Below are 24,602 nucleotides of genomic sequence, written 5' to 3' on the forward strand. Positions count from 1 at the left end.
TTAGTCGCCCTTTTAATGGATGAGCTGCACGGCTGCGATGGCAGCACAGACTCACGACCTGTGGAACTTTTCGGCACCACTAATCAGGCTAATGCCGCCCAGAATAATCACGGCAGACACGATGATGTGCAGATCCAGGGGGTCTCCCATGAACAGGACGCCACCCAGCACAGCCAGGCAGGGCACGCTCAGCTGAACAGCGGAGGCCATCGTGGAGGAAAGGGAGGGCAGGACCGAATACCAGAGTACGCAGGCAAGGGCAGGGATGATGGCGCCTGAAGTCAGCGCCAGCAGAATACCGGCGCTGTCCGCATGCACACCATGCCTGTTCAGCAGTATGAACAAGGCGGCCAGGGGCGCAGCCATCAGAAAGTTGCCGGCGGTTGCCTGCCTGACCTTTTTTCCGGTAATACAGTGAGCGCCGCGTGCGGGAACCCAGGAGCATGAGACCTGGTATCAACGCACCGCCAGCGATCCTGAGTGCGCTGAAGCTGACGGGATCGATGTGCTGCTGATGAAGTGCAAGGCGGCACAATACTGAATTAGCCGCAAAAGCCACCATCGCCAGTGCTACCCGGCTGTACATAGGCGTTCCTTGAGTGGTCAGAAATAAGGGGAGGCAGGACGGTAAATTATGTAATGACCTGGTCACCTTCAATGAGCATCCCTTTACCGGCTTCTGGAGGATCGCGGGCTGATCTCCGCACGACCTCAATCCGGCTATTATGTCCGCGACAGCCTGCCTGAACTCTGCCACCTGCAGGAAAGTTCGGTGAACAGCAGAGAAAGCGCGGTGCCTTTATCCGGTCTGAACCGGCTGCTATCCGTTATTCTGGAAAATCAGCTGCGCGGGGATTGTATTGATCTTGCGCTTGCGTGCCCGTCTGGCGATAGGTTTTATCCTGCCGGCCGGCTGAAAAAAATCACAGCCCAGCTGCTGCGCTCAGCATCCGGGTTCAGCACAACTTACGCCATGCCGCCCGGCTCCCCCCGCCTGCGCTCACAGATTGCCCGACGCGGTCTGCACACCGGCATGATCCTCTCTCCCGATGACGTAATCATCACTCACGGCACCATGGAGGCCATTAGCCTGGCCGTCCGGGCGTCAACCCTTCCCGGTGATACCGTTGCCGTTGAATCACCTACTTTTTACAACCTGTACCCTATGCTGGAGGATCTTGGCCGTCGTATTGTGAATCTGCCTACCCATCCTCAGAGCGGAATGTGCCTGGATACCCTTGAATCTCTTGCAGAGCAGCGAAAAATCTCCGCGGTGATTACGATACCCAGTGGCCACAATCCACTTGGCTTTGTCATGCCTTCAGAAAATCGTCAGCGCCTGGCCCGCATGGCTGAAACCCGGCAGTTCGCCGTAATAGAGGATGTCATATATGCCGAACTGCAGTTTGGCGATACCTGCATACCCAACATTCGTGCCTTTGATCGTGATGGCTGGGTGATGGTGTGTGCAAGCTATACCAAAACGGTTGCGCCAGACTTTCGCATTGGCTGGCTGGAAGCCGGACGCTTTCGCGATGTCGCCAGGCAGATGAAGTTTACCTCCACTGTCGCTGAGTCCGGATTATTGAGTGAAAGCCTGGGGATATTCCTTGAGAACGGCGGATATGACCTGCACCTGCGCCACCTCAGGCGATTATATGAACGACAGATTGATGCTGTAAGAGCCTGTATTGCAGATTATTTTCCAGCGGGCACTCGTGTCAGCCGCCCGCAGGCAGGCTTTATTTTATGGATTGAGCTGCCGGAAGGTGCCGACACGCTGGCTCTATTTCATGCCGCCCTGGATGAAAAAATACTATGTATGCCAGGCCTTCTGTGCTCCGGAAGCCGGGCATTCAATCACTGTTTCCGTATGGCGGCGTGTTTTGAACTGACGGACAGGCACCGCATGGCCATATCGCGGTTGGGTGCCCTGGCCGCTCATCAGCTGAACGAAATGAAGTAAACAGAAAACCAGAAGGCCCGCCGGTATCAGGCTTTTCAGATTGCCTGGCCCGCATGGCTCAACTAATCCATTACGGAAAAATAATATGAACAGCATAACGAGAAGCGATTCCTTCCTGCAGGGTGTTAAGGATGCGTCTCCTTTGCTCATGGCAATTGCGCCTTACGCAATTATTCTGGGGGCTCAGGCTTCCCGATCGGGCCTGACCCTGCCCGAAACAGGCTTCATGACGGCGCTGAATTTTGCTGGAGGATCGGAATTTGCCGCTATACAGCTCTGGCACGAGCCCTTGCCGGTGCTGACCATTATTCTGCTGACGTTCCTGATTAACAGTCGCCACATCATAATGGGGGCAGCCCTGACGCCCTATATCAAGCATCTTCCCCGTCGTCAGATATTACCTGCCTTATTTTTTATGGCCGATGAGGGCTGGGCGGTCACCTATGCGAAAATGCTAAAAAACGCTGCCACTTTACCGCCTGAGCAGTCGTTTACCATGGCTTATTACCTGGGGGCCAGCTTTCCGTTTTATCCCGTCTGGGTTGGATTTTCAGTCACGGGTTTCCTTGCGGGCCCCGTGCTTGGAAACATTGAGCAGTACGGTTTTGCTATTGCTTTTCCTGCCACCTTTATCGTCCTCCTGCGTAGCATGTGGAAAGGCCTGGACGCTGCCATCCCCTGGCTTATCAGCCTGACGGTGGCCGCAGTCTGTTATCGTCTGGTACCTGGCCATACCTATGTGCTGGCGGGGACGTTCAGCGGCATATTTTCAGCATGGGTACGGGGAGTGAAAGTAAAATGACACTGGCTGCATGCATGACAATTCTGGGTATGGCAGTGGTCACCTATCTGACGCGCATCCTGGGTTATCTTATATTGAGGAACCGTAGCCTGAGTCCCGGCACGCGCAGCGTGCTGGAAAGTGCGCCGGGATGCGTGATGATTTCTGCTATTGCCCCTTATTTTGCTTCCGGAAATCCGGCACAAATCATTGCATTGATCGTTGCGGCAGGCTGTGCCATCAGGCTGTCGATGTTACCAACACTGATTATTTCCGTCGCGACGCTGGGCATTCTTCAGCTAATAATATCCTGAATTTCCTGGCCCTCTCTCTACCGGTTTCAAATGATGAATCTGCGGACTATTCTACGCCGCGGGCGGTGGAAATCAGCGTTGGCGTGACGAAGATCCTGAAGGAAGCGGAGCGACTGATGATGTCTGAAGTGACCTTCGTACAGGCAAAAAGTACGCAGTCATTCTCGGGCCGTATGGCAGATTTGCTGGGCCTGATGCTGCTACCTGATTTGTTGTCTATCGTGACAGGTCAGCCCCGGGTATAAAATTAATATTGAGTACACACCTGTCGATAAAACAATTCCTGCCCTGGAAGACGGCGACCTGGATTGTGTAGTCAGCTCTCGACTCCGTCACACGTCTGGAATTGTCAGCGACCCCGTTATCACCGACAGGCTCAACTGTATAATGCGCCAGAACCATCCGCTATCTGATGCACCGCTGACACTGTCTGAGTTTCTTAGCGCCAGTCATCTGCACGTTGCAACGAGTTCTGCGGATGTTCGCTTTGTGGACAATATACTGTCAGGTCAGCGTTTCAGCCGAAAGATTGCCGTCACGACATCGCACTGGCTGACGCTGCCTTTTGTATTAGTGAAAACCGACCTCATCTCGGTAGTGTCAGAAAAGATGGCATCCACACCTCTTTTTTCCGGGCTTCAGAGGATAGAACTACGCTTTGAAGCCCAGCCTGTTAGCTGGAACCTCTACTGGCATAAGCGTGACGAGAACAATGCGGCACACCTGTGGCTGAGGGAGCAGATATACAGGGTTTGCAGGGTAATCTGACTTTTAAGGTAATTACAGGCCATTAAGGCTAATCCAGTTTGAAATCATCTGAGCCAGTTCCCTGGGTTTCTCAAGCGGTATCATGTGCCCGCTGCCTTCAATGATTTCTGCCGGACACCGGAAAAGTTCAGAAAGTTCAGCCGCCTCACTGAGGCTTCTGAGCCTGTCTTCTCCGGCTGCAATAATCAGCACCGGACAGGTCAGTTCCCTGACGGTTATTCCTCCGCGTTTCAGCAGGGACTGGGCTCTGAATACTTCCGGGCCAAGGCGTTTTCCCATTTCGCGAATACGCCCCAGCAGAGCTGTATCATCATGAAATTTCGGATGAAGCGAATGCCTGATAGCGGCAGGACTTATCCCCCTGAACTCACCCGAAAGCACAGCAGCATCCAGCCGTTCTCGTTGCCGGTATGAGTCTTCACGCAGTGAAGTGGCAATAAGGACCAGGCCGGCAACTTTTTCCGGAGCCGTTTCGGCTATAGCGCGGGCAACATATCCTCCCAGCGAGAACCCTGCCAGTACAAAACGCTCAGGAAGCGACGCGACGATCCTGGCAGCCATCCCGGCAATACTTTCTTCCTGACCAAGGCTGACGCGGCAGAACGTCTGACCGGGCGGATAAACGTCGATGAAGTCATCCCACAAAGTTTCATCAAGCATGAACCCGGGGATCAGTACGAGAGGTGTCATATCCTGAACCATTCCTCATTTTTTATGTCCGGAATGCCATCCTGCTGATGGCATAAGGTTTCGTCAAGGTTGGCAGCCCGGGATACTCAGCATTATTCAGCAACTGAATAAGCGCCTATAAATTATCGATTTGAACTCTCTTTCTGATTCTTACACAGTCGTTTTTTTGATGCTCTGCAGGATAATACATGAACCTTTCTGGCACGCTGAAGCCCATACCTGCTGAGCAGGAGAAACTGGATCCCCGGCAGCGCCTGATTTCCGGATTTTCTGAGATAATGCATATTGTGTGCATCCGCTTGCAGAAAACGATCGCATGATAGCGAGTATTTATGATGACTGCGTGCGTCATGGGAATCCTGACCGTGTACCGATTTATGCCTCAACATCAAAAATGACTCTCCCGGGTGCCGGCGTTGCATTTATAGGGGCGTCTGGCACCAATAAGACATGGTGGCTCAGGCATGCATCCGTCAGGAGTGTCGGTCCTGATAAGGTCAACCAGCTTCGGCAGGCCCGTTTTCTTAAGAGCCCAGGGAATATACGGGCTCTGATGGAACAGCATCGTCAGGTTCTCAGGCCCAGGTTTGAACTTGTTGATGCCATTTTTTCTTCGGTTTTAGGCTGCCAGCAGCACGTATCATGGTCCCGTCCTGAAGGGGAATATTTTGTCAGCCTGCATGTACTTCCCGGCACTGCCAGTCGCATCGTCCAGCTAGCCGCTGTGGCAGGTGTGCGATTTGCCAGACCGGGCTCGTGTTATCCCTATGGGCGTGACGATTACGATGCCCAGCTCCGGCTAGCCCCCTCCTGGCCCGAAAAAGAGACGCTCAGACTCGCACTTACGGTAATTGCCATCTGCATTGCTAAAGCGACTGCAGAGAAGTTTTTATGACACAGGTTGACGACCTCCTTTAAAAATAAAAGTTACTCATAAGAACGTCGTGAATTTCCTTATTCTCGTTATTTGAATCTCAACTGTTTCTATAGTCACTTTTATGAGAGCAAAATTGCCAGTGTCCGCCTTTCGCTATTAGCGGACATTGGCTTGGCGTTAGTTCGGTTTAAACCAGGAATGGACGTTGCTAACATCGGGATGTACTAATCTGTAGGTATCAGGTCACGAACCTATTTCGACATGCGGGGACGACGACGTACCGACGTGCCTCAGCGATTCTCAACCGGCTCCACACCCATAAAGGAGTAGCATTTATGGCTGCGTAGCACGACAAGCATATGCATTCCCAGCTGAGGACCGACAGACTTAATTGATGTCATAAGAATTTTAAAGATCAGACTTCCTGGCTCCCTCCTTAATCTTTCCGTAGCAAGGGCGTCGTCCTGACAAGAAATCGGGCAAATTTTAAATTGTAGTTACTTGAGTACAGGTTGCATATTGCTGTTTAACTGATGGGAGTTAATAACATGCATTCAATCAATTTTACCGATGCCCGTAAACATTTCGCAGATACGATGAAGCGGGTCACCGACGACGCTGAGCCTGTGCGCATTTTGCGCCGCGAGGCACCTGATGTTATGATGGTTGATGCGGAAGAGTATGAAGCACTGACTGATAGAAACGGTGTATCTCTTTAGTTAGCAACCCGGCGAACGCTGCGCATATTAATGAGTCAATGAAACAGGCGGAGCGCGGCGAGTTTGTTAAAGTGTAATATTAAGTTCACTACAGATTGCGCCGACGATCTCAATGACTGTCGCGATACGAAGAAGCCCCAAATCGGCAGTAGCCGGACGCTGAACAGAATCGCCACAAACGCATAATTTTTTATTTTTTTGATTCCAGAGCAATTCTCACTGCCAATCCTGCAAGCACAGTACCCATTATCCAGCGTTGCGCTTTAAGCCATGCAGGTCGGCTTGAAAGAAATTTGGCTAAAGTTCCTGCCATCATCACAATAGTAGCATTGACTACCATGCTGATAGAAATCTGTATGCTTCCGAGTTCCAGAGACTGAGTCAGTACACTCCCGTGCGCTGGCTGGATAAATTGTGGCAATAAAGATAAATACATAATGGCAACTTTAGGATTTAATACATTAGTAATGAAACCCATGATAAAGAGTTTCTTTGAGGAATCTATGGGTAAATTTGTAACAGCGAAAGTAGACCTGCCTCCAGGTTTAACTGATTGCCAGGCCAGATATAAAAGATAAGCAACTCCGGAAAAACGAAGTAGATCATATGCATAAGGAATGGCAAACAGAAAAGCTGTTATTCCTAATGCCGCACAGAGTATATATAAAACAAACGCAAAAGCGATACCACCTAAAGATATCAGCCCGGCTTGTCTTCCCTGGCATACAGACCGAGAGATCAGATAAATCATGTTTGGGCCAGGAGTTAACACCATTGCAAGTGCAATCAAACCAAAAGCTATAAAATGAGTATGATCAGGCATGTTTCATCTCCAGGTGTGGAAAATCATTTAACTAAATAGTCATCATTACAGGCTGCTGATACAATAGGGTTTATATAATACAGGCACAGCGTTATGCCATGATTAAACATTTAAAAAATAATTTTTTTCACTTATTAACGCTGGCTTTAAGTGATTTTAGAGAAGTGGCTAATGATTGTTTTTATCACGATTAACTATGCAGGTAAAGTACATTTTCATTATAACAGGAGATGTAATACCAACTCCCCGAGAAAGTGATAGTAGTTAATTTTGCTAATCATTAGTCTTAGTTAACGAGCGGGATAATTATTCTTCACAAACCTCATTAAAACATAAAATACATATTGAAAACCATCCTGATTGAATGTAGGCCTTATTTGGAAAATTATTCTCAAGCGCCCGGTTGTTTTTTTACAAGGGTAAAAGTTCTTAAAAATAAATCCCACGCTATTTTTTTTGCATTCATTTAGTTTTTGTTTATTCTAAATTAAAGTCAGAATTATGCTTTTATAATGAATTTTTCGTGACAGTTAAAAACTAAAGTGGATATATAAGAAAGTGAGAAGATTCATTGTTGACCTGCTCCCCGTTGATTTATATACACCGATTTTAGTAACGTCTTCATAAGTGACTCTGACCCCGTATATGATCCATTCATAATCGGGAATAACCGGCTTCATTATGGCTGCATATTCTGGCAACCAGCAGATTTTTGGGCAAATTCGGAGGGGGCATACAGCCCACTGCAGAATGGGGACGTCTCTTGTTAAAGAGTATGCGCCAGGACTCGATCTTGTGCAGTGCATCCTCCAGAGACATGAGCCAGTTATCATTCAGGCATTCCTGACGCAACCAGCCGTTGAAGGACTCGACTGTAGCGTTGTCCGAGGGTGCTCCCGGGCGTGAAAGTCGATCCTTTTCCCACTTTCGTACACCCATCTGTCCAGCATTTTTCCTGAAATGCAGAACTACTATCGGTTTTTAGCTACTGCGGCAAAGGACGCCTGAGCGTTATGCTGTTCAGCATTTCTGCCACTTCTGTTGAACGCAGATTCTGCCCGACGCAGATCCCAGGCATTCGTCGGTGTAAAGGTCGATAACCTTTAGCAGGCGCAGTCGTCGCCTGTCAAACAGCACGTCCGAGACAAATTCCATGCCCCAGACGTGATTCGAATACAGCCCCTGAGGCTGTGGCTGCCGGCGCTGCGCGGATTTATTGCGCCGTGGACGTTTGAGGCGCAGTAACAGCGCCTGCTCGCTGAAAAGCCGGTAGATCCGTTTGTGGTTATTGCGACAGCCTTCCCGCCTGAGCATCACGTATTCCCGGCGATATCCATGGTGAATTCGCGTTTCGGTTATCTCATTCTGATGCAAGACAGCTAGCCACTGACATTCAGACGGCCATAGAGCATACGCTGCGTGAACCCGGTTAACGATTAAAGCTGATGCATCCTGCGGATATGAATCAGTCAAATTTTGCTGCTGTAGAAGGGCTGTCTGCGGCCAGGGTTACCTGTGCGTTTCAGGCGTCCTCAACGCCTGAGGAGGTCACTTCAGTCTTTCCATCAGTAAGCGAACTCTCTATCAGCGATCACAACGCTCTGCCTGATGTCACTGAGAGAGCCCCGGCAAGAGGTATCAACGCAGAGAAATTAGCAGGTAAGTTTCGTGAGCGCATTAAAAGTGAGGCATATGGCGACAGGACGGACCCCGCCTTTAAGACAAAAATAATCAGTTATTTTTGCGCTCAAAGCGCAGCGCCCAAAAAAGATCGTTTAGCAAAAAAGTCTTAACTGAATAACATCTTTCCTTACTGCCTGCAATTTTCGTGATTTGGGGCGGGTCAAAGCAACTCTCATCGGATGCGAAGCACGTCATGCATCCTGGACGAAGGGGCTTTTTAGTCAGATTAATGCGACGGCACGCGGTGAAGCGGAGTAAAGCTTGCAGCTGGCATGGATCGCCGTATGCATGAAAACCTGACCAGATAAAATTAAGAATAGCCGGTGTTAACAAAGTCGAAGATGATCTGAGACCACCGGCTGGTTAGCGTTTATCATAAATGCTGTAACCGTTTACCTACGATAGGTAGACAGAAAATCCCTTATTCGTGTGGCCGCCTCCACACACTCTGCAACAGGTGCAACTAATGCCATTCGAATCCAGCCTGCGCCCGGATTGATGCCGTCAACCTCCCGGGAAAGATATGAGCCTGGGATGACTGTAACATTTGTATGACTAAAGAGTTGCCGGCAAAAGTCGGTATCGTCATCAGGGACTTCGGCCCAAAGATAAAAGCCTCCGTCAGGCTTCTTCACCTTAAGAACAGGGGTCAGAATTTCAAGAACCGCATCAAACTTTTCCCGATAAAGAGAACGGTTGTCGCGAACATGTGCCTCATCCCGCCAGGCCGTGGCGCTTGCGAGCTGGCTATGCACCGGCATTGCGCAGCCATGATATGTGCGATAGAGCAAAAATGATTTGAGAATCTCTGCATCACCAGCCACAAATCCAGACCGAAGGCCTGGCAGGTTCGATCGTTTTGAAAGACTGTGGAAAACAACACAGCGCTTAAAATCGATACGGCCCATCTCTGCGCATGCGGTCAGTAAACCCGGAGGGGGCGACAACTCGTCAAAGTACAATTCGCTGTAACATTCATCGGCTGCAATAATAAAATCGTATTTATCCGCAAGGCTAATGAGTGATTTTAGCGTTTCAAGAGGGATAAGTGCACCGGTAGGATTGCCTGGGGAACACAGGAATACAATTTGACAACGTGTCCAGATATCCGCTGAAACAGCCTCAAAGTCAGGAATGAAACCGTTACTCTCAAGGCATGGCAGGTAATGCGGAGCCGCCCCCGCCAGGATCGCAGCACCTTCATATATCTGATAGAAAGGGTTTGGGCTGACCACCAAACCTTCGACATTAGGTTCAACAACTGCCTGGGTAAAGGCAAATAATGCTTCTCGTGTTCCGTTTACCGGTAGAACATGACGACTGGCATCAAGCCATCCCTTTGGGACGCCAAACCTCCTTTCACACCAGTTTATGATTGCCTCGCGCAATTCAGGGATACCCAGAGTTGCGGGATACACCGACATTTTATCGAGACTGGAAATAAGCATTTGTTTGACCATTTCCGGGGCCGAATGTTTAGGCTCTCCGATCGACAGTGATATAGGCGTAAGATTTTTATCAGGTTGAATTCCAGCAAGTAAGGCTCGAAGTTTTTCAAACGGGTAGGGGTGAAGTTGTTTCAGCGCAGGGTTCATATCGGTCAACACTCCAGCATTTCTGAGTTGAGAGAAATATCGTGACGCAAGCCGCAAATCCTTATCAAAGACCACTCTGTATCATGATCGTTCTACTTATCTGATTTGTCTGAATGGGTCTTGATAATTATGAAGTCTCTTCTTTTGCTTGAGCGCGGCACGGTATAAATTTTGCTCAGATCTTATAAACTGAATATAAACAGAATAGATTTAGAGTGCCTTCATGCTTTATAAATTGATATATGTTCTTGTAATATAATAATATATATTTTTTGCAATACTTTTCTATTCAGGCATGTAAACTGAAAATCCGTCCTTAATCGTGGTGTTTTTTCGGCGATTCTCTACTCAACAACCCAAAATCGAGCATTATGCTATTTACATTCTGCAATCAAATATTCTGCTCTGCCTCCAGTATTAGATAGTGTAAGTATCCCGCATAATCGTGCCATTCACATTTAAAGACCTTCCGGCATACTCATTTCGCCAGCGAAGGAGATCGCTATGCGTAAAGCCCGTTTTACTGAGCATCAGATCATCACGGTAATGAAGTCGGTTGAAGCCGCACGAACAGTGAAAGACGTCTGCCGGGAGGCCGGGATCTCTGAAGCGACATACTATAACTGGAAGTCTAAATAGGGTGGCATGGAAGCATCTGATATTAAAAGATAAAAGATCCTGTGGACGTGAACCGACGGCTTAAGCAGCTGTTTGCCGACCTCAGTCTTGAAAATCGGGCACAGAAAGACGTTATCGAAAAAAAGCTCTGAAGCCAGCCTTTAAGCGTGAGCGGGTGACGCATCTGATAACGACATTCGGACGGAGTACCCGTCAGGCCTGCAGGACTCTGAACCTGAGCAGAACGGTTTACTACTACCGTCCTGACAGCACGCTGACGATCCCGTTATTTCGCGTTGCAGACGGCGGCTGAAAGATATCCACGATACGGCTTCCCGAAGCTTTTTCAGGTTCTGAAGCGGCAGGGATATCAGTGGAACCATAAGCGGATCCACCGCATTTACTGCCTGCTGAAACTGAATTTTCGTCGCAAAGGCAAAAATCGTCTGCCGGTACGTAGCCCATCGCCGCTGACCACACCTGAAGCGCTGAACCAGAGCTGGTCTGTTGACTGCCGCAACGATAAAAAAGCCAGATCCCCATTGAGACCTGGCTGACAGCAGCAAAGAGAGGATTAACGCACCTGAATCTGCACAGGCTTACCGTGCTGATCGGCGGTGCCTTTTACAATCACCAGATAACGTCGTTCATCTGCATGATGGCTATTCACCACCTGACGAATCGGACCGACGGCATTAACGATCGCTGCACCGGCCGGGTTGGTCATAAATTGTGCCAGTGGCTCCAGCTCACCTTTTCCTTCAGCATCAGACGACAGCGCCAGCAGATAGGCCTGCTTTGGTTCCAGCCCGGTTGCAGATGCCTGCAACACCTGGGTCAACCCCTGATCGAACAGGGTCAGCGTGGTTGCAGGCTGCGCCCCTTGCGCAGCATTTACCTCTTTCAGTGTCAGGTGTGCTGCCTTACCTGCCAGGCCCAACGGCACCAGGTTCTGCTTACCATCGCCCTGCGGCACGGCATTGGGCACATAGACCACCGCCTGCGGTGCCTGACCAATTGGAATGGTCGCGATCACTTTATTGCTCAGGGTATCAATCGCCGTCAGGGCGTCAGCGTTTTCCAGACCGACATAAACACGACTTCCGTCACCCGATGGCCAGACGCCGTGTGGCAGATTGCCTACCGGAATGGTTGCGACCTGACGGAAATCATCGGTACGGTAAACGTTTACTTTGTTCAGGCCACCAATAGTGACGTAAGCAAAGGTGCCTTTAGCGTTATGCACGATATTGACGTGGTTAGTAATCGGACCGCTGTCGATGGTTTTCAGCAGTGTAAACGGTGGGCGCGCATCGAACACCTGCACTTTACCGACATCTTTGAGCGTGAACCAGACCTGCCGGCCATCAGGCGTGGCGGCTATATTGGGACAGAACGGACTGACCTGTTTAATGCTGCCGATAATTTTATGCGCTTTTGCGTCCACCACCACGGTTTCGGGGTTGAAGGAGGAGCAAACGTAACCGTATTGACCGTCCGGTGAGAAAATCTGCATGCCCGGACCGCCAGGCACGGTAATACGCGTTTTCTCTTCCCCGCTGTTGCCATCCAGTACCGCAATATAATTTTCACCGCGTACGGTGACCCAGATTTCTTTGCCATCGGGAGTAAAGAACGCTTCATGCGGTGATCGACCCACATAAGTCACATGCTTCACTGCGTTGGTCGCGGTATCAATCAGGCTGACAGAGTTGGAACCAATTGAAACAACAGCAAGGGTTTTGCCATCTGGCGAAAAACCTAGTCCATGTACCAGCACCTGGCCTTTATAGAGTGGACTAAGGTTGGCCGGTTGCGCATCACCCAGTTTAATCACCCCGAGCAGGGTATTGCTGGCGGGGTCGGTAACAGAAACGGTGTTGGAGAACTGCTCTGCTGCGTAAACGCGGTCATGATGACTCACGCTGATGTCCGCTGCAGAGGCAGCATAAGGCGCTTGTCCCGCCCAGGCGAACGACGACGCCAGCGCCACTGTTGCCGCAAGGATTGAGCATACAAATGGTCTTGTCATGGTGTATCCCTTTTTACTGTCGGTTGTTTCAAAGGCCACAGGGTTTGGCTTAGTTTCCCTGCGGAGCCGCAGGCGCAGAATCTGGCTGGACTTGATCGGGAGCGGGTGCGGCCGGAGGCAGAGGTTTACCCAGCGCCTGATACATCGCGACGATCTCCTGTTGCTGGGTCACAATGATCTCCTGCGCAATACGCCTGAGCTGCTCGTTTTTGCCGTATCGCAACTCAGCCACGGCCATATCCATGGCGCCCTGATGGTGCGGTGTCATCATGGCAACAAAGTCTTCATCAACATTGCCGGTAGGATCGATAGCCATGCGAGACATCATGGTGTCCATAGCCTGTTCATTTTCTTTCCAGAAGCCTTGCTCCTGAAGAACGGCAGTTGCATTGGCACTGGGGTGATCATGTGCGCCTGCACTCTGGCTCAAAACCAGCAGGCTATTAGCAATCAGGAAACAGCGAAGAGTACGGTTCATAGCAAGCCCTTTACCGGATAGCAAAGGCCGGACTGGCCTTTCATTGGCCTATAAAAGCAAAGCCCTGTATCGGTACTGTTTCCCGGAGAAAGAGATTTGTATTTTTATGTAGCAGGATGACGGAATGTTTCTGGCCAAATGCCGCGCCCGTCATGATGGTGACGCAGGATCGATGAGGAAGGGAGATACACTCCGGTACAAAGCCCGCAACGCTAACGATATAACTGCGATAAGCTGACAGCGGTTTGCACACCCTCTGAAAATAAGGATTACGCTGTGGAACATGTCGATCACATTTTGATCGTGGATGACGATCGTGAAATTCGTAGCCTGATTGCGGAATACCTGAAAAAGAACGGTCTGCGTACGACAGAGGTTGCCGACGGGCGGCAAATGCGTAGCTTTCTCGATAACATGCCGGTTGATTTGATTGTGCTGGATGTGATGATGCCGGGCGATGACGGCCTTACGCTTTGTCGTGAACTGCGCAGTGGAAAACATAAAGGCACGCCAGTGCTGATGTTAACAGCGCGAAGCGAAGAGACTGACCGCATCATCGGGCTCGAAATGGGCGCCGATGATTATCTGGTCAAACCGTTCGTCCCGCGTGAACTGCTTGCCAGAATAAAAGCCGTCTTACGCCGTACGCGCATGATGCCGCCCAATCTTGTTATTTCAGAAGCGGCGCGAATTGTGGCATTTGGCGAATGGGTGCTGGATACCACGTCGCGTAACCTGGTGGACAAAGAGGGCGTGATGGTGGCACTCAGCGGCGCGGAGTATCGCCTGCTGCGGGTATTTGTTGATCATCCACAACGTGTGCTTAATCGCGATCAGTTGCTGAATCTGACGCAGGGCCGAGACGCCGAGTTATTCGAGCGCTCCATTGATTTGCTGGTCAGCCGTTTGCGTCAACGCTTAAACGATGATGCCCGCGAACCTTTTTATATCAAAACGGTGCGCAGCGAGGGCTATGTATTTGCGATGCCGGTGGAACTGCGTGAGGCCAACGCGTGAAACGTTTGATGCAATGGTGGCCTAAACGCCTGGCCTCGCGGCTGATGCTGATCCTGCTGCTTGGGTTACTGCTGGCGAATGGATTAACTCTGGGACTGCTGCTGCTGGAGCGGGCGCAAAGTGCCAAAGCCATGATGATGGGCAATCTGGAATATGACGTGGCCACCAGCGTTGCGATTCTCGATCGCCTTCCTGCCAGTGAACGCGCTGCATGGGCAACACGTCTCGATCGCAGTAATCATCATTATCTGATGCACGCTACGCCATTGGGCCAGCCGCCAAAGACAAAACGCCTGCAGGACACGGCCAGCGCATTGACGCGGGCGCTTGGCCCGCGCTATCCCCTGAGCTTCAGCGTTAATCCTGATAACAGTGCTCAGATGATGGCGCATCTGCGTTTACGTGATGGCAGCCCGCTCAGCATTGATCTGGCCCCGCGTAATATGCCTTTTGCCCGCTGGTTACCGATTGTACTCGTTGCGCAGTTTGTGCTGCTGTTTGGCTCCGCCTGGTTTGCGGTGCGCAGCGCGGTCAGGCCTCTGGCAGATCTGACACGGGCTGCAGAACAGTTGCATCCCGATTCAAATAAAACGGTGCGCCTGTCGGAAGAGGGGCCGGTTGAAGTGCGCAATGCGGCACGGGCTTTTAATGCCATGCAGCAGCGAATGAGTGCCTATCTCAAAGAGCGCATGCAAATTCTTGCGGCGATCTCCCACGATCTGCAAACGCCGATAACCCGTATCCGGCTACGTTCAGAAATGATGAGTGAGACAGACGTCAGGAGCAAACTGCTGCAGGATCTGGAGGAGATGACCCGGCTGATTCGCGAAGGCGTGGCCTATGCGCGCACCAGTGAAAGCAGCGATGAAAAACCGTGCCGCATACAGCCGCATGCTTTTATAGACAGCCTGGTCTGCGATTATCAGGACACGGGGCAGCAGGTAACGCTGCAGGGAAAACTTCACGGGTCGTTTAGTACCAGACCGCACGCGCTGCGCAGAACGCTCAGTAATCTGATCGATAATGCGCTGAAGTTCGCGGGCAGCGCAGAAGTGGTGGTGGAACAGGATGCAGGTCAAATCACTATAGCGGTGCTGGATCGCGGCCCCGGCATCCCACCGGAAGAGATGTATGCGGTGATGCAGCCTTTTTATCGCATCGAGCACTCGCGTAACCGGGCCACCGGTGGAACCGGGCTGGGTTTAGCCATTGCCCAGCAGCTGGTGGCGTCATTAAGCGGTGAGCTGACACTGACGAACCGCCGACACGGCGGTTTGCGGGTGACGGTGACATTGCCGGATACCCTTCACTGATTTGTATCGCAGTGTGTAATAACGGCAAAGAGCGAAATTCCGGTACACTTTTCACCCCTGGTCGATATGTTACCGATACATTGCGATGGTGTAATTCTCACATCGGGCAGCAACAGTTTAGCGTTTGCTTCCCCTGGCGAATTCCACTTTCTGAGGTGACATATGAAAAACGTAAAAATGATTCTGGCCGCTGTAATTCTGGGCTCTGTTTCTGTATCCAGCTTTGCTGCAATGGAAACCACCATGCCACAAGGTAAGACCCTTATCGGTAGCGTCTCTGACAGCAGCGGCTCAACTTCGCTTTCCGAATTAAAAGACAATCTGGCAGCAAAAGCGCAGGCGGCGGGAGCAAGCAGCTACCGTATCGTGGCGGCGGGAGGCAATAACGTCCTGTTTGGCACCGCTGATATTTACAAATAAACATGTTGATGCGCAGTAACGCAATTCAGTGGATATCAGCGCCGCGTTGCGCTTACTGCGCGAATCGTTTAATGCTATCCGCAATATGAGTTTTGAATCCCGCCCAGGCTATTTTTGGCCACCCTGTTTTTCATTTCTTCTCCACATTTAAACGCTTAAAGCCAGCCAACGCGCTCACCAGAACGGCTTCGGTAACGGGTCACCTTCATGACCAGCAGTAATGTCCGCATTTAATTCCCTGCATTACTTTTTTCCTTACATTGCTCTCCGAACAGGAGCCTTTACCCTATAAGCTGGGGAAATAAACAATCAGTTAACATTTGGATTGCGTGTCCTGGAGAATAATCTTATTAGTATTAAAGCTTTATGCACACTGCGTTGCGTAGTACTCACAGAAACAAAATAAGGATATTTTATGACGACCAGACCTGCGGCTGAGGAATGTACGGAAACAGGATTATTCCGGACGCTGAAATCTTTTCCGGCGACAGTTCATGCACTGCTCTTTTTTACGCTGGTTATACGCTTTAGTTATTTCATGGCATGGCCGTTTATCGCCGTCATCATGACGCAGAATTATCATATGTCGCCGATCGCCATTGGTGTGGCAATGACCAGCAGTGCGCTGTTCTCGGTGGTGCTCGGCATGTACGGCGGGCAGATTTCAGACAGGCTGGGGCGACGCGTTATTCTGCTGCTGGGCTGCGGGTTTTCAGCGCTGGGGTATAGTCTTCTGGCGCAGGCCGCCGGGATGGGGTTGTTTATTATTGGCCTGATGACTATCGGCGTCTCCTTTGCGTGGGTTGATCCGCCGCTGCGCGCACTGATGAGTGATTTGCTGGTGGATCGTCGTCGTCGTGCGCTTGCCCTGCAAATGCGCTATTACCTTATCAACGTCGCAGCGGTATTCGGCCCGCTGGTCGGAATTGCATTTGGCCTGACATCGCAAAAGGGCACCTTTTTAATAACCGGACTTACCTATATTCCCTTTTTCATTTATGTGCTGCTGTTTATCCCCGCAGGAAAACTTGTGAAGGAGCAGGATGGAGACGGGGTAACGGTTAAACTGCATCAGGTTATCGGTATCATCGCGAGGGATAACATTTATATTGCGGGGCTGCTGTGCAGCATTTTATGCAGTGTTGTTTTTATCCATTACGAAGCTATTCTGCCGCAGTATCTCCTGTTACTGAATAGCGACGCCGCCATTAAGCTGATTACCCTGATACTGGTGACAAATGCCTGCACCGTTCTGGTCTTCCAGACGTTCATCATGCGGTTTCTGGCTACCGTTTCCCTGCCGAAGCGCATTCTTCTTGGTGGGTTTATTTTCGCGCTATCTCAGATCTGCTTTTTTAGTACACGCTCAACGGAGATATGGCTTTGGCTTACTGTGACCAGTGTCTTTAGTGTGGGCGAAGCGATTCTGATGCCAAATCTGAACATTTTACTTGATCAGCTGGCACCACCAGAGCATCGCGGTGCATATCTTGGCGCCTCAATGTTGTCGACGCTAGGGATCGCTGTCGGACCCTTGATCGGTGGGATAATGCTGGCGATGACCGGGGCGGGCGTTTTTATCTGTACTGCGTTGCTCAGCCTTTTACTCTGCGCAATCATCTACGCTTACAGAAACCGCATGCTCGCGCGCCTTAAGGATGCCTGATAGAAGGCGAGCAGGGCGCCGGGAATACGTGGCTTTCAGAGGCTACTGCAATTTAATAGTCTGCCGTAAGAGAAGCATGGAAACAGGGAATCCTAATTGCGCTTTATATCAAGATTCGCTCTTCAGCAGTGTCCCAACCTGAACGGTAACGCTGAGAATCAAGCCGCCTGGCCGATCATTAATCACTCTTTTGGCGGGAGGTCAGGAGACAGCATTGTGAATGACGTTTTTCGGCATGAACGCCTGATGAACCTGGCTTCCGCAGCTTGGCCATAACCCAGGCCGCCAGAAAAGTGCGAAATGGCAAAAATAATTAATGTTTCCTGATGACATGCCGATTAAGGAATTTGCCTTAACTGTTCAAACCTGCGAGCGATAATGTGAGTTGTTAACAAATCTCCGACTTCACATGCACCATCGCGCAGGATTTCGTTTTTTCGGGGCTTCTGCCCCACAGGTGAGTATAGAAGTGCAGCTGCCATTGAATGAGAAGAATGGCGCTGCTGTACAAGGATTACCTTCAAGGAGATGGGATTAAAATGAAAAAAAGTACCGTTGCAGTGATGATGATGGCGACGTTGTCAGGCGGAGTCTGCGCAGATTCAGATCGGTTTTCACCGAATTTTTCTCCGGAAAGTTTTACTGTCTCGACGTCAGCCGGGATGCTGAGTGGCAAATCTCATGAGTTGGTTTACGACACAGAAACAGGCCGCAAAGTCAGCAAACTGGACTGGAAAATAAAGAATGTGGCTATTCTGAAAGGCGAACTATCCTGGGATGCATACTCATTTCTGACGCTGAATGCGCGAGGCTGGACTTCCCTGGCGTCCGGTTCCGGTCATATGGATGACTATGACTGGCTTGATGACAATCAGTCAGCCTGGACAGACCATTCATCTCATCCCCGCACGGATGTTAATTACGCCAACGAATACGATCTCAATGTTAAGGGCTGGGTGTTACAAGGCGATAACTACAAGGCCGGGCTGACGGCTGGTTATCAGGAAACCCGTTTCAGCTGGACCGCCTTTGGTGGTTCTTACAATTACGATAACGGCGCATCGACGGGTGATTTCCCGAGAGGTGAACGTGGCATTGGCTACAGCCAGCGTTTTTCAATGCCTTACGTTGGTCTTGCGGGCCAGTATCGTATTAACGACTTCGAATTTAACGCATTATTTAAATTCAGTGACTGGGTCCGTGCACACGATAACGACGAGCACTACATGCGCGATCTCACCTTTCGCGAGAAAGCGACTAATTCCCGGTACTACGGCGCATCAGTCGACGCAGGATATTATGTGACACCTGACGCCAAAATTTTTGCCGAATTTACTTACAGCAAATATGAAGAAGGCAAAGGCAGCACAGAGATTATTGACCGATTCTCCGGTGATTCAGCATCAATTGGTGGAGATGCCGCGGGTATCTCGAATAAAAACTACACAATCACCGCGGGTCTGCAATACCGATTCTGATTCGGCTTTACACGCCATAAAACGATTAAAAAGCTCTTTCGGGCTTTTTAATCGTCCTGATAATAAGGCCATCATATAGAGACTGTCTGCATGGCTTTTATGGCTAAAAATAGCTGGCTGAGTAAAATTTAAACTCACTCAGTCTGCGATTACGTTTAATTGCGCGATTAGTAGATTTTTTTATAAATACCTTTAGTTTTTTACTCGCGGCAGGCGTCCAGAATCTGAATATCAGGAAGATAAAATAAATGCATGCCATCAAGAAATTTAAGAGAATAGTGTTAATATGCCCTGCTATAATTCTGGTGGGTTGTTCTACGCTTCTTCCCCTCGATTATAAAAATTACGAAGGTAAAGATGCAGCGACCGTAGTGGCCATAAATCCTAAAGGATTTGTGGGCACATTTTATCTTTCTGTCTATGAGAAGAAAGGCAGTTGTTATGACAGAACTGAGCGCTATCAACTGGAGTCAAATTTAATACCCTCTGCAGGTCACGTTATGACTGGCAAGGTAAAACCGGGCAGGCTTATGGCTCTTCAGCAACTCAATACGATTAAAAGCGATTATGACGAAAAAGGAAAAAAAACTAAGCATCAGGAAACGTATTTACTCTCTCAATGGGTGCCATTTATTCCGCAGCCAGGAAAACACTACTTTATTGATACTGAATATGGTGTCCGGGAAATTTCGGCTGATTATGTCATCACGGTTAATTCAGACCGTGCCAAAATTGCTTCTGATTTTATAAAAAATCCTCAATATAACTGGGACGCCAGAAATCGTTGTCAACATCTTATCGGTGGAAGCTAATCAGAAAAAAGTCTGTGATTCTTTTACGTCAACGAAATGGTGAGTAATCAGCCTGTAGTATTACTATCCGAAAGGATAGAGCATTTCTGCACGCTTAACAGATAATATGGATAACCTTGAGATGACGCGTGTACATTTCGTTTTTCATACTGGTAATGACCCATTTTATCCCACCACAAATACTCTAAGCCACCAGGGGGCCAGAAGAGGAGCCTGATGTGTGTGCCAGGCGTTCAGGCACCTCATTGCCTCACTGAACCGAGAAAATGGCCATCTCGTAGCATACTCAACGTTGCATATTCCGTCAGCGGATTCTGGCTTAAACAGGATTGTCGATTCAGGCAATTCCTGAGTGTTTAACTTTTTGGGAAAGTTAACAAGGCAGTTCCAGAAGTCTTCTGAACGACACATAGCAGCAAGTTAGAATTTAAAGCCCATAAAATCATAGAGATGAAATCGTTATGTTTTAACTTTTATAACGCTTTGATCTTCTTTTCACCTCAGATAACGCTGTCTTTTACCCTGATCTTCCCCGAATCGCCAAAAAGCTGCTAAACCTAAAAGCAGAGATACGCGTGTAAAGATTAGGGTTATCACCATTTCCCCGATTTCACTCCCGTCATAAAAATACCAATAAAAACCATCTTTTAGCCCACAACAATGGGAAGCAGACAATGTCGGAACAAATATCGCTAACAATGCAGGTCAATGGCCAGTCGCAGCAGATGCAGGTCGATCCGCGAGTCACCCTGCTCGATGCACTGCGCGAGCATCTTAACCTGACCGGTACTAAAAAAGGGTGCGACCAGGGACAATGCGGTGCCTGCACGGTGCTGATTAATGGTCAGCGGGTGCTGAGTTGCCTGACGCTGGCGGTGCAGGCAAACGGCGCTGAAGTCACCAGCATTGAAGGCCTGGCCTCCACCGAAGGTGAATTGCATCCGGTTCAGCGCTGCTTTATGGAAAATGATGCCTTCCAGTGTGGCTACTGCACGCCGGGCCAGATTATGTCCGCTGTCGCCTGTATCAAAGAGGGCCACGCCGGTTCAGATGATGAGATCCGTGAATATATGAGCGGCAATCTCTGCCGTTGCGGGGCTTATCCGCACATCGTCGATGCGATTAAACAGGCCGCTGCTGAGATGGCGAAGGAGTCCGCATGAATGAATTCAGCTGGAAAATCGCGCAGACGCCTCAGGACGCCGCATCCCTTAAACAGCAGTCAGGCAGTCAGTTGCTGGCGGGCGGCACCACGCAGCTCGATCTGATGAAGTGTGGCGTCTTCACGCCACCCCAGTTAATTGGTATCAGCGGATTAAGCGAGCTTAAAAATCTGCAGTTTGACGACGATAAAATTACGGCCGGTGCGCTGGTCACGATGAGTCAGTTGGCCGATCATCACGACTGCGAGCAGAATGCACCGGCAATCTACGGCAGCCTGTGGCAGGCTGCGTCTCCTCAGATTCGTAATATGGCGACGCTGGGCGGCAATTTACGTCAGCGTACCCGTTGCGCCTATTACCGCGATCCGGCGACCTTTACTGCCTGTAACAAACGCAATCCGGGTTCTGGCTGTGCCGCACTGGATGGCGTTAACAGCAATCATGCCATTCTGGGTGCCAGCGACAGTTGCATTGCGGTTTATCCCGGCGATCTGGCGGTCGCACTGGTGGCATTTGACGCCATTGTGGTCCTGCAGAATCAGCAGGGCGAAACCCGCCGCATCGCAATGGATGATTTCTTCCTGCTGCCAGGTGACACGCCTGATCGTGAGCACGATCTGCGTGATGACGAAATTATTGTGGCGATTGAAGTGCCGCAAACCGACTCTCTTCGGCACTCTCACTACCTTAAAGTCCGCGACCGCAGCTCCTATGAGTTTGCTGCAGCCAGTGCCGCCGCAGGCTTTACGCTGGAGAACGGCGTGATGCGTCAGGTGCATATCGCACTGGGCGGCGTGGCGACCAAACCCTGGCGCGTCAGGTCCGTGGAGCAGGCACTGGAAGGCCAGCCGTTTAATGAAGAGACAGTGTTCCGGGCCGCAGAACTGATTACCCAGGAAGCGCAGGCGCTGGCACACAACGCCTATAAAGCAAAACTGGCGCCGCGTGTCATTGCACGCGCGCTGATGGCAGCAGGAGAAATCGCATGAGTGACGTAAACGACCACGCGCCTCAGGATGCAGTGAAGGCGAACTCAGCTGCAGACAACCCGATTGAAGGGCTGGGCGCCGCTCGCACGCGGGGCGACGGCAAAGTGAAAGTCACCGGTGAAGCGCGTTATGCGGTTGAACATCAGCCGGAAAATCCGCTTTATGGCGTGGTGATCCAGTCTACCGTTGCCAGCGGTCGTATCAGCCGCATGTCAACCGACAAGGCGCAGCAGGCGTCGGGTGTGGTGGCGGTTTATACCCATCTGAACAGCCTGAAGATCAACAAACCTACTGCCATTGCAGATGGGGGCGCGGCGCAGTCAACCTACACCCCGATTCAGGACGATGTGATTATTCACAACGGGCAGAATATCGGTCTGGTGGTGGCAGAGACCTTCGAGCAGGCGACCTATGCCGCCTCGCTGGTTGAAATTGAGTATGAAACCTCACCCGCGCTGATTTTTGCAACTGATGAGGGCGTAGAGCCGAAACCGGTCTCGAAGCAGGATATCAACATGGGCGATGCGCAGGCAGCGATGCAGCAGGCTGAGGTGCGTCTGAGTCAGCGCTACACCACGCCGCGCGAATACAATATGCCAATGGAACCGCACGCCTGTGTGGCGCAGTGGCAGGATGGACGCATCACTGTCTGGGAGCCAAGCCAGTGGGTCGCGGGCGCACAGGTGGAGATCGCCGAGTGGCTGGGCATTGAGGTTGAAGACGTGCGCATCATCTCGCCTTATGTCGGCGGCGGATTTGGTTCAAAGCCAGTGCCCTATACCCACGTCGCGCTGGCGAGTGTGGCATCGCGGGCGCTTAACCGCCCGATCAAGGTGTCGCTGACCCGTCCGCAGACCTTTACGGGTCTCGGCGGACGTGCTGCTACCTCTCAGCAGCTGGAGCTGGGTGCCTCGCGTGACGGCAAAATCCAGGCGATTATCCAGCGCAGCTTCAGTGAAACGTCACTGATCGACGAATTTGCCGAGAACTGCAGCAAAGTTACAGCGCGTATGTATGCGGTGGAGAACGTCTCCACTCAACATCAGATCAGGCCGATCAACACCGTTACACCGGGATGGATGCGCGCGCCAGGCGAAAACCCCAGCGCCTTTGGACTGGAAGTGGCGATGGATGAGATGGCTTATGCCCTGAACATCGATCCGCTGGAACTGCGTCTGCGCAACTGGGCAGACAAAGATTATCAGCTCGATCTGCCGTGGAGTTCACGCCGACTGAAAGAAGCCTATCAGAAAGGGGCTGAAGCCTTTGGCTGGGACCAGCGGATTATGACGCCGCGTTCAATGCGTGAGGGGCGTGAGCTGATTGGCTGGGGTATGGCCTCCGGCACCTATCCGGTCAATAAGCTGCCCGCAGAAGCGAAAATCATCCTGACGCCGCAGGGCAAATTTGTGGTGCAGTGCGGTGGTGCGGATATCGGCACCGGAACCTATACCATTCTGGCGCAGACTGCTGCCGACATTCTGGGCGTGGCCTCCGGCACCATTGAGGTGCAACTGGGAGATACCGAGTTGCCGCGTACAGGCGTAGCGGGCGGTTCGCAGCTGGCCGGCAACGTGACTGCCGCAGTGGACGACACCGCTAAACGCATGCGCGACCAGTTACTGAAGCTGGCAAGCGAGCTGGCTCAGTCGCCGCTGAAAGGGACACCGGCTTCTCAGCTCACCCTGAAAGGCGACGGCGTGCAGCATACTCAGCACAGCAACCTGGCCGTCTCATTCGCGCAGCTGGCGAGCCTGGCACCGTCGGAGAGTCTCACGGTGAAAGGCGGGACCTTCCCGGATGATATGTCAGAAAGTGAGCGCGATAAGATGGTCCGCAACCTCAATGATGGTACCCGTCCTGAAAAATTCTCTGCTCAAAGCTGGAGCGCGCATTTTGTTGAAGTGCGGGTTGATGAAGACTTTGGCACGATTCGGGTAAAACGGATGGTCGCGGCACTCGACAGCGGCCGTCTCTACAACCCTAAACTGGCGCGCAGTCAGTGGATTGGCGGCATGATCATGGGTGTCGGCCAGGCACTGATGGAAGAGGGCATCATCGATCCGCGTAATGGCCGGGTAATCAATAACAACCTGGCGGATTATCTGGTGCCGGTCAATGGCGATATTCCTGACATTACCACCATCAATGTGGGCGAGCCCGATTTCGAGGCGACTACGATGGGCGGTAAACCCGTGGGTGAACTGGGTATCGTCGGCGTGGCAGCAGCGATCAGCAATGCGGTGTTCCATGCTACGGGCAAGCGCGTTCGCGACCTGCCGATTACGCTCGACAAAATTATCTGAGCCTGATTCTGACCGGCTGACAGCCGGTCGAATTGTCATTTTACGGGCGTGGGCTGGAGCCTGCGCCCGTTTTGCACGCTGAGCGGAGAAAGAG

24 protein-coding genes and 2 pseudogenes are annotated in these 24,602 nt (G+C 51.0%); 19 read left to right on the plus strand and 7 right to left on the minus strand.

Annotated features, from left to right (window positions below):
• Positions 1–51: 51 nt before the first annotated feature.
• Positions 52–366, minus strand: a complete 315-nt coding sequence (locus IAI47_RS22220) for an EamA family transporter (protein ID WP_008924537.1) — start codon at positions 364–366, stop codon at positions 52–54.
• 304 nt (positions 367–670) lie between these two features.
• Here IAI47_RS22220 and IAI47_RS19280 point away from each other — a divergent pair.
• From IAI47_RS19280 to IAI47_RS19300, 5 genes and pseudogenes are all read left to right on the plus strand, one after another.
• Positions 671–1,966: pseudogene (locus tag IAI47_RS19280) on the plus strand (PLP-dependent aminotransferase family protein); the annotation flags it as partial.
• An 85-nt stretch (positions 1,967–2,051) separates the two neighbouring features.
• Positions 2,052–2,768: an AzlC family ABC transporter permease gene (locus IAI47_RS19285; RefSeq protein WP_008924539.1), complete on the plus strand. Its 717-nt coding sequence runs from the start codon at positions 2,052–2,054 to the stop codon at positions 2,766–2,768.
• Positions 2,769–2,797: 29 nt separating this feature from the next.
• Positions 2,798–3,061 (plus strand): AzlD family protein, encoded by a 264-nt coding sequence (locus IAI47_RS19290; protein WP_223296434.1) that lies wholly within the window; start codon positions 2,798–2,800, stop codon positions 3,059–3,061.
• A gap of 83 nt (positions 3,062–3,144) precedes the next feature.
• A complete protein-coding gene (locus IAI47_RS19295; RefSeq protein WP_153574583.1) occupies positions 3,145–3,306 on the plus strand; it encodes a hypothetical protein in 162 nt (53 codons plus the stop codon).
• Positions 3,307–3,349: 43 nt separating this feature from the next.
• Complete coding sequence (locus IAI47_RS19300; protein ID WP_255348846.1) at positions 3,350–3,829, plus strand: LysR substrate-binding domain-containing protein; 480 nt, start codon at positions 3,350–3,352, stop codon at positions 3,827–3,829.
• A 12-nt stretch (positions 3,830–3,841) separates the two neighbouring features.
• Here the strand turns inward: IAI47_RS19300 and IAI47_RS19305 are convergent, their stop codons facing one another.
• Positions 3,842–4,519, minus strand: a complete 678-nt coding sequence (locus tag IAI47_RS19305; protein WP_008924542.1) for an alpha/beta fold hydrolase — start codon at positions 4,517–4,519, stop codon at positions 3,842–3,844.
• 188 nt (positions 4,520–4,707) lie between these two features.
• Between IAI47_RS19305 and IAI47_RS22105 the strand changes: the two genes are divergently transcribed.
• From IAI47_RS22105 to IAI47_RS19315, 3 genes are all read left to right on the plus strand, one after another.
• Positions 4,708–4,839: a hypothetical protein gene (locus IAI47_RS22105; protein WP_008924543.1), complete on the plus strand. Its 132-nt coding sequence runs from the start codon at positions 4,708–4,710 to the stop codon at positions 4,837–4,839.
• Positions 4,836–5,414, plus strand: a complete 579-nt coding sequence (locus tag IAI47_RS22225) for a putative transcriptional regulator, GntR family (protein WP_008924544.1) — start codon at positions 4,836–4,838, stop codon at positions 5,412–5,414. Before IAI47_RS22105 ends, IAI47_RS22225 begins: the two co-directional genes overlap by 4 nt.
• 530 nt (positions 5,415–5,944) lie before the next feature.
• A complete protein-coding gene (locus IAI47_RS19315) occupies positions 5,945–6,115 on the plus strand; it encodes a type II toxin-antitoxin system Phd/YefM family antitoxin (protein ID WP_008924545.1) in 171 nt (56 codons plus the stop codon).
• A gap of 190 nt (positions 6,116–6,305) precedes the next feature.
• Here IAI47_RS19315 and IAI47_RS19320 read toward each other — a convergent pair whose 3' ends face one another.
• Together IAI47_RS19320 and IAI47_RS22230 are read right to left on the minus strand one after the other, a co-directional pair.
• On the minus strand, positions 6,306–6,938 hold the full coding sequence (locus IAI47_RS19320) for a LysE family translocator (protein ID WP_008924546.1): 633 nt from the start codon (positions 6,936–6,938) through the stop codon (positions 6,306–6,308).
• Between the two features lie 654 nt (positions 6,939–7,592).
• Entirely contained in the window at positions 7,593–7,877 is a 285-nt protein-coding gene (locus tag IAI47_RS22230; RefSeq protein ID WP_085980543.1) for an integrase core domain-containing protein, read from the minus strand.
• Between the two features lie 506 nt (positions 7,878–8,383).
• On the opposite strand from IAI47_RS22230, the gene IAI47_RS19330 reads away from it, so the two are divergent.
• A complete protein-coding gene (locus IAI47_RS19330) occupies positions 8,384–8,731 on the plus strand; it encodes a hypothetical protein (protein ID WP_050540826.1) in 348 nt (115 codons plus the stop codon).
• A 282-nt stretch (positions 8,732–9,013) separates the two neighbouring features.
• On the opposite strand, the gene dapC is transcribed toward IAI47_RS19330, so the two are convergent.
• Positions 9,014–10,216, minus strand: coding sequence for a succinyldiaminopimelate transaminase (gene dapC / locus IAI47_RS19335; protein WP_008924548.1), 1,203 nt, complete (start codon positions 10,214–10,216; stop codon positions 9,014–9,016).
• A 504-nt stretch (positions 10,217–10,720) separates the two neighbouring features.
• Between dapC and IAI47_RS19340 the strand changes: the two are divergent.
• Positions 10,721–11,358, plus strand: a pseudogene (locus IAI47_RS19340) (transposase); the annotation flags it as partial.
• A 50-nt stretch (positions 11,359–11,408) separates the two neighbouring features.
• Here the strand turns inward: IAI47_RS19340 and IAI47_RS19345 are convergent.
• Entirely contained in the window at positions 11,409–12,866 is a 1,458-nt protein-coding gene (locus IAI47_RS19345; protein WP_008924550.1) for a YncE family protein, read from the minus strand.
• A gap of 49 nt (positions 12,867–12,915) precedes the next feature.
• Positions 12,916–13,344, minus strand: coding sequence for a DUF305 domain-containing protein (locus IAI47_RS19350; RefSeq protein WP_008924551.1), 429 nt, complete (start codon positions 13,342–13,344; stop codon positions 12,916–12,918).
• Between the two features lie 276 nt (positions 13,345–13,620).
• Here IAI47_RS19350 and IAI47_RS19355 point away from each other — a divergent pair, with 276 nt between their 5' ends.
• From IAI47_RS19355 to IAI47_RS19395, 9 genes are all read left to right on the plus strand, one after another.
• Positions 13,621–14,361 (plus strand): response regulator, encoded by a 741-nt coding sequence (locus IAI47_RS19355; RefSeq protein ID WP_008924552.1) that lies wholly within the window; start codon positions 13,621–13,623, stop codon positions 14,359–14,361.
• On the plus strand, positions 14,358–15,674 hold the full coding sequence (locus IAI47_RS19360) for an ATP-binding protein (protein ID WP_008924553.1): 1,317 nt from the start codon (positions 14,358–14,360) through the stop codon (positions 15,672–15,674). The genes IAI47_RS19355 and IAI47_RS19360 overlap by 4 nt, the downstream gene beginning before the upstream one ends.
• Positions 15,675–15,836: 162 nt before the next feature.
• A complete protein-coding gene (locus IAI47_RS19365; protein WP_008924554.1) occupies positions 15,837–16,094 on the plus strand; it encodes a YdgH/BhsA/McbA-like domain containing protein in 258 nt (85 codons plus the stop codon).
• 415 nt (positions 16,095–16,509) lie between these two features.
• Entirely contained in the window at positions 16,510–17,760 is a 1,251-nt protein-coding gene (locus tag IAI47_RS19370; RefSeq protein WP_008924555.1) for an MFS transporter, read from the plus strand.
• A gap of 539 nt (positions 17,761–18,299) precedes the next feature.
• The gene (locus tag IAI47_RS19375) at positions 18,300–19,238 is read left to right on the plus strand and encodes an omptin family outer membrane protease (protein WP_008924556.1); all 939 of its coding nucleotides are present in this window, start codon (positions 18,300–18,302) and stop codon (positions 19,236–19,238) included.
• Positions 19,239–19,486: 248 nt separating this feature from the next.
• Positions 19,487–20,050, plus strand: a complete 564-nt coding sequence (locus IAI47_RS19380) for a hypothetical protein (protein WP_008924557.1) — start codon at positions 19,487–19,489, stop codon at positions 20,048–20,050.
• 674 nt (positions 20,051–20,724) lie between these two features.
• Positions 20,725–21,213: a (2Fe-2S)-binding protein gene (locus tag IAI47_RS19385; RefSeq protein ID WP_008924558.1), complete on the plus strand. Its 489-nt coding sequence runs from the start codon at positions 20,725–20,727 to the stop codon at positions 21,211–21,213.
• Positions 21,210–22,202 carry a xanthine dehydrogenase family protein subunit M gene (locus IAI47_RS19390; RefSeq protein ID WP_003848134.1) on the plus strand — a complete coding sequence of 331 codons (993 nt, stop codon included), beginning with the start codon at positions 21,210–21,212 and terminating at the stop codon, positions 22,200–22,202. Before IAI47_RS19385 ends, IAI47_RS19390 begins: the two co-directional genes overlap by 4 nt.
• A complete protein-coding gene (locus IAI47_RS19395) occupies positions 22,199–24,508 on the plus strand; it encodes a xanthine dehydrogenase family protein molybdopterin-binding subunit (protein WP_008924559.1) in 2,310 nt (769 codons plus the stop codon). The genes IAI47_RS19390 and IAI47_RS19395 overlap by 4 nt, the downstream gene beginning before the upstream one ends.
• The last annotated feature ends 94 nt before the right edge of the window (positions 24,509–24,602 follow it).

It is taken from the genome of Pantoea sp. MT58, from assembly GCF_014495885.1.
Classification (GTDB): Bacteria; Pseudomonadota; Gammaproteobacteria; order Enterobacterales; family Enterobacteriaceae; genus Pantoea; species Pantoea eucalypti.

Excerpts from the sequence above, each read along its gene's own strand:
- IAI47_RS19320 (WP_008924546.1), bottom strand. The coding sequence starts at position 6,938 with ATGCCTGATCATACTCATTTTATAGCTTTTGGTTTGATTGCACTTGCA.
- IAI47_RS19365 (WP_008924554.1), top strand. The coding sequence starts at position 15,837 with ATGAAAAACGTAAAAATGATTCTGGCCGCTGTAATTCTGGGCTCTGTT.
- IAI47_RS22230 (WP_085980543.1), bottom strand. The coding sequence starts at position 7,877 with ATGGGTGTACGAAAGTGGGAAAAGGATCGACTTTCACGCCCGGGAGCA.
- IAI47_RS19290 (WP_223296434.1), top strand. The coding sequence starts at position 2,798 with ATGGCAGTGGTCACCTATCTGACGCGCATCCTGGGTTATCTTATATTG.
- IAI47_RS19385 (WP_008924558.1), top strand. The coding sequence starts at position 20,725 with ATGTCGGAACAAATATCGCTAACAATGCAGGTCAATGGCCAGTCGCAG.
- IAI47_RS22225 (WP_008924544.1), top strand. The coding sequence starts at position 4,836 with ATGATAGCGAGTATTTATGATGACTGCGTGCGTCATGGGAATCCTGAC.
- IAI47_RS22220 (WP_008924537.1), bottom strand. The coding sequence starts at position 366 with ATGGCTGCGCCCCTGGCCGCCTTGTTCATACTGCTGAACAGGCATGGT.
- IAI47_RS19305 (WP_008924542.1), bottom strand. The coding sequence starts at position 4,519 with ATGACACCTCTCGTACTGATCCCCGGGTTCATGCTTGATGAAACTTTG.
- IAI47_RS19330 (WP_050540826.1), top strand. The coding sequence starts at position 8,384 with ATGCATCCTGCGGATATGAATCAGTCAAATTTTGCTGCTGTAGAAGGG.
- IAI47_RS19345 (WP_008924550.1), bottom strand. The coding sequence starts at position 12,866 with ATGACAAGACCATTTGTATGCTCAATCCTTGCGGCAACAGTGGCGCTG.
- IAI47_RS19380 (WP_008924557.1), top strand. The coding sequence starts at position 19,487 with ATGCATGCCATCAAGAAATTTAAGAGAATAGTGTTAATATGCCCTGCT.
- IAI47_RS19375 (WP_008924556.1), top strand. The coding sequence starts at position 18,300 with ATGAAAAAAAGTACCGTTGCAGTGATGATGATGGCGACGTTGTCAGGC.
- IAI47_RS19370 (WP_008924555.1), top strand. The coding sequence starts at position 16,510 with ATGACGACCAGACCTGCGGCTGAGGAATGTACGGAAACAGGATTATTC.
- dapC (WP_008924548.1), bottom strand. The coding sequence starts at position 10,216 with ATGAACCCTGCGCTGAAACAACTTCACCCCTACCCGTTTGAAAAACTT.
- IAI47_RS22105 (WP_008924543.1), top strand. The coding sequence starts at position 4,708 with ATGAACCTTTCTGGCACGCTGAAGCCCATACCTGCTGAGCAGGAGAAA.
- IAI47_RS19315 (WP_008924545.1), top strand. The coding sequence starts at position 5,945 with ATGCATTCAATCAATTTTACCGATGCCCGTAAACATTTCGCAGATACG.
- IAI47_RS19390 (WP_003848134.1), top strand. The coding sequence starts at position 21,210 with ATGAATGAATTCAGCTGGAAAATCGCGCAGACGCCTCAGGACGCCGCA.
- IAI47_RS19285 (WP_008924539.1), top strand. The coding sequence starts at position 2,052 with ATGAACAGCATAACGAGAAGCGATTCCTTCCTGCAGGGTGTTAAGGAT.
- IAI47_RS19350 (WP_008924551.1), bottom strand. The coding sequence starts at position 13,344 with ATGAACCGTACTCTTCGCTGTTTCCTGATTGCTAATAGCCTGCTGGTT.
- IAI47_RS19395 (WP_008924559.1), top strand. The coding sequence starts at position 22,199 with ATGAGTGACGTAAACGACCACGCGCCTCAGGATGCAGTGAAGGCGAAC.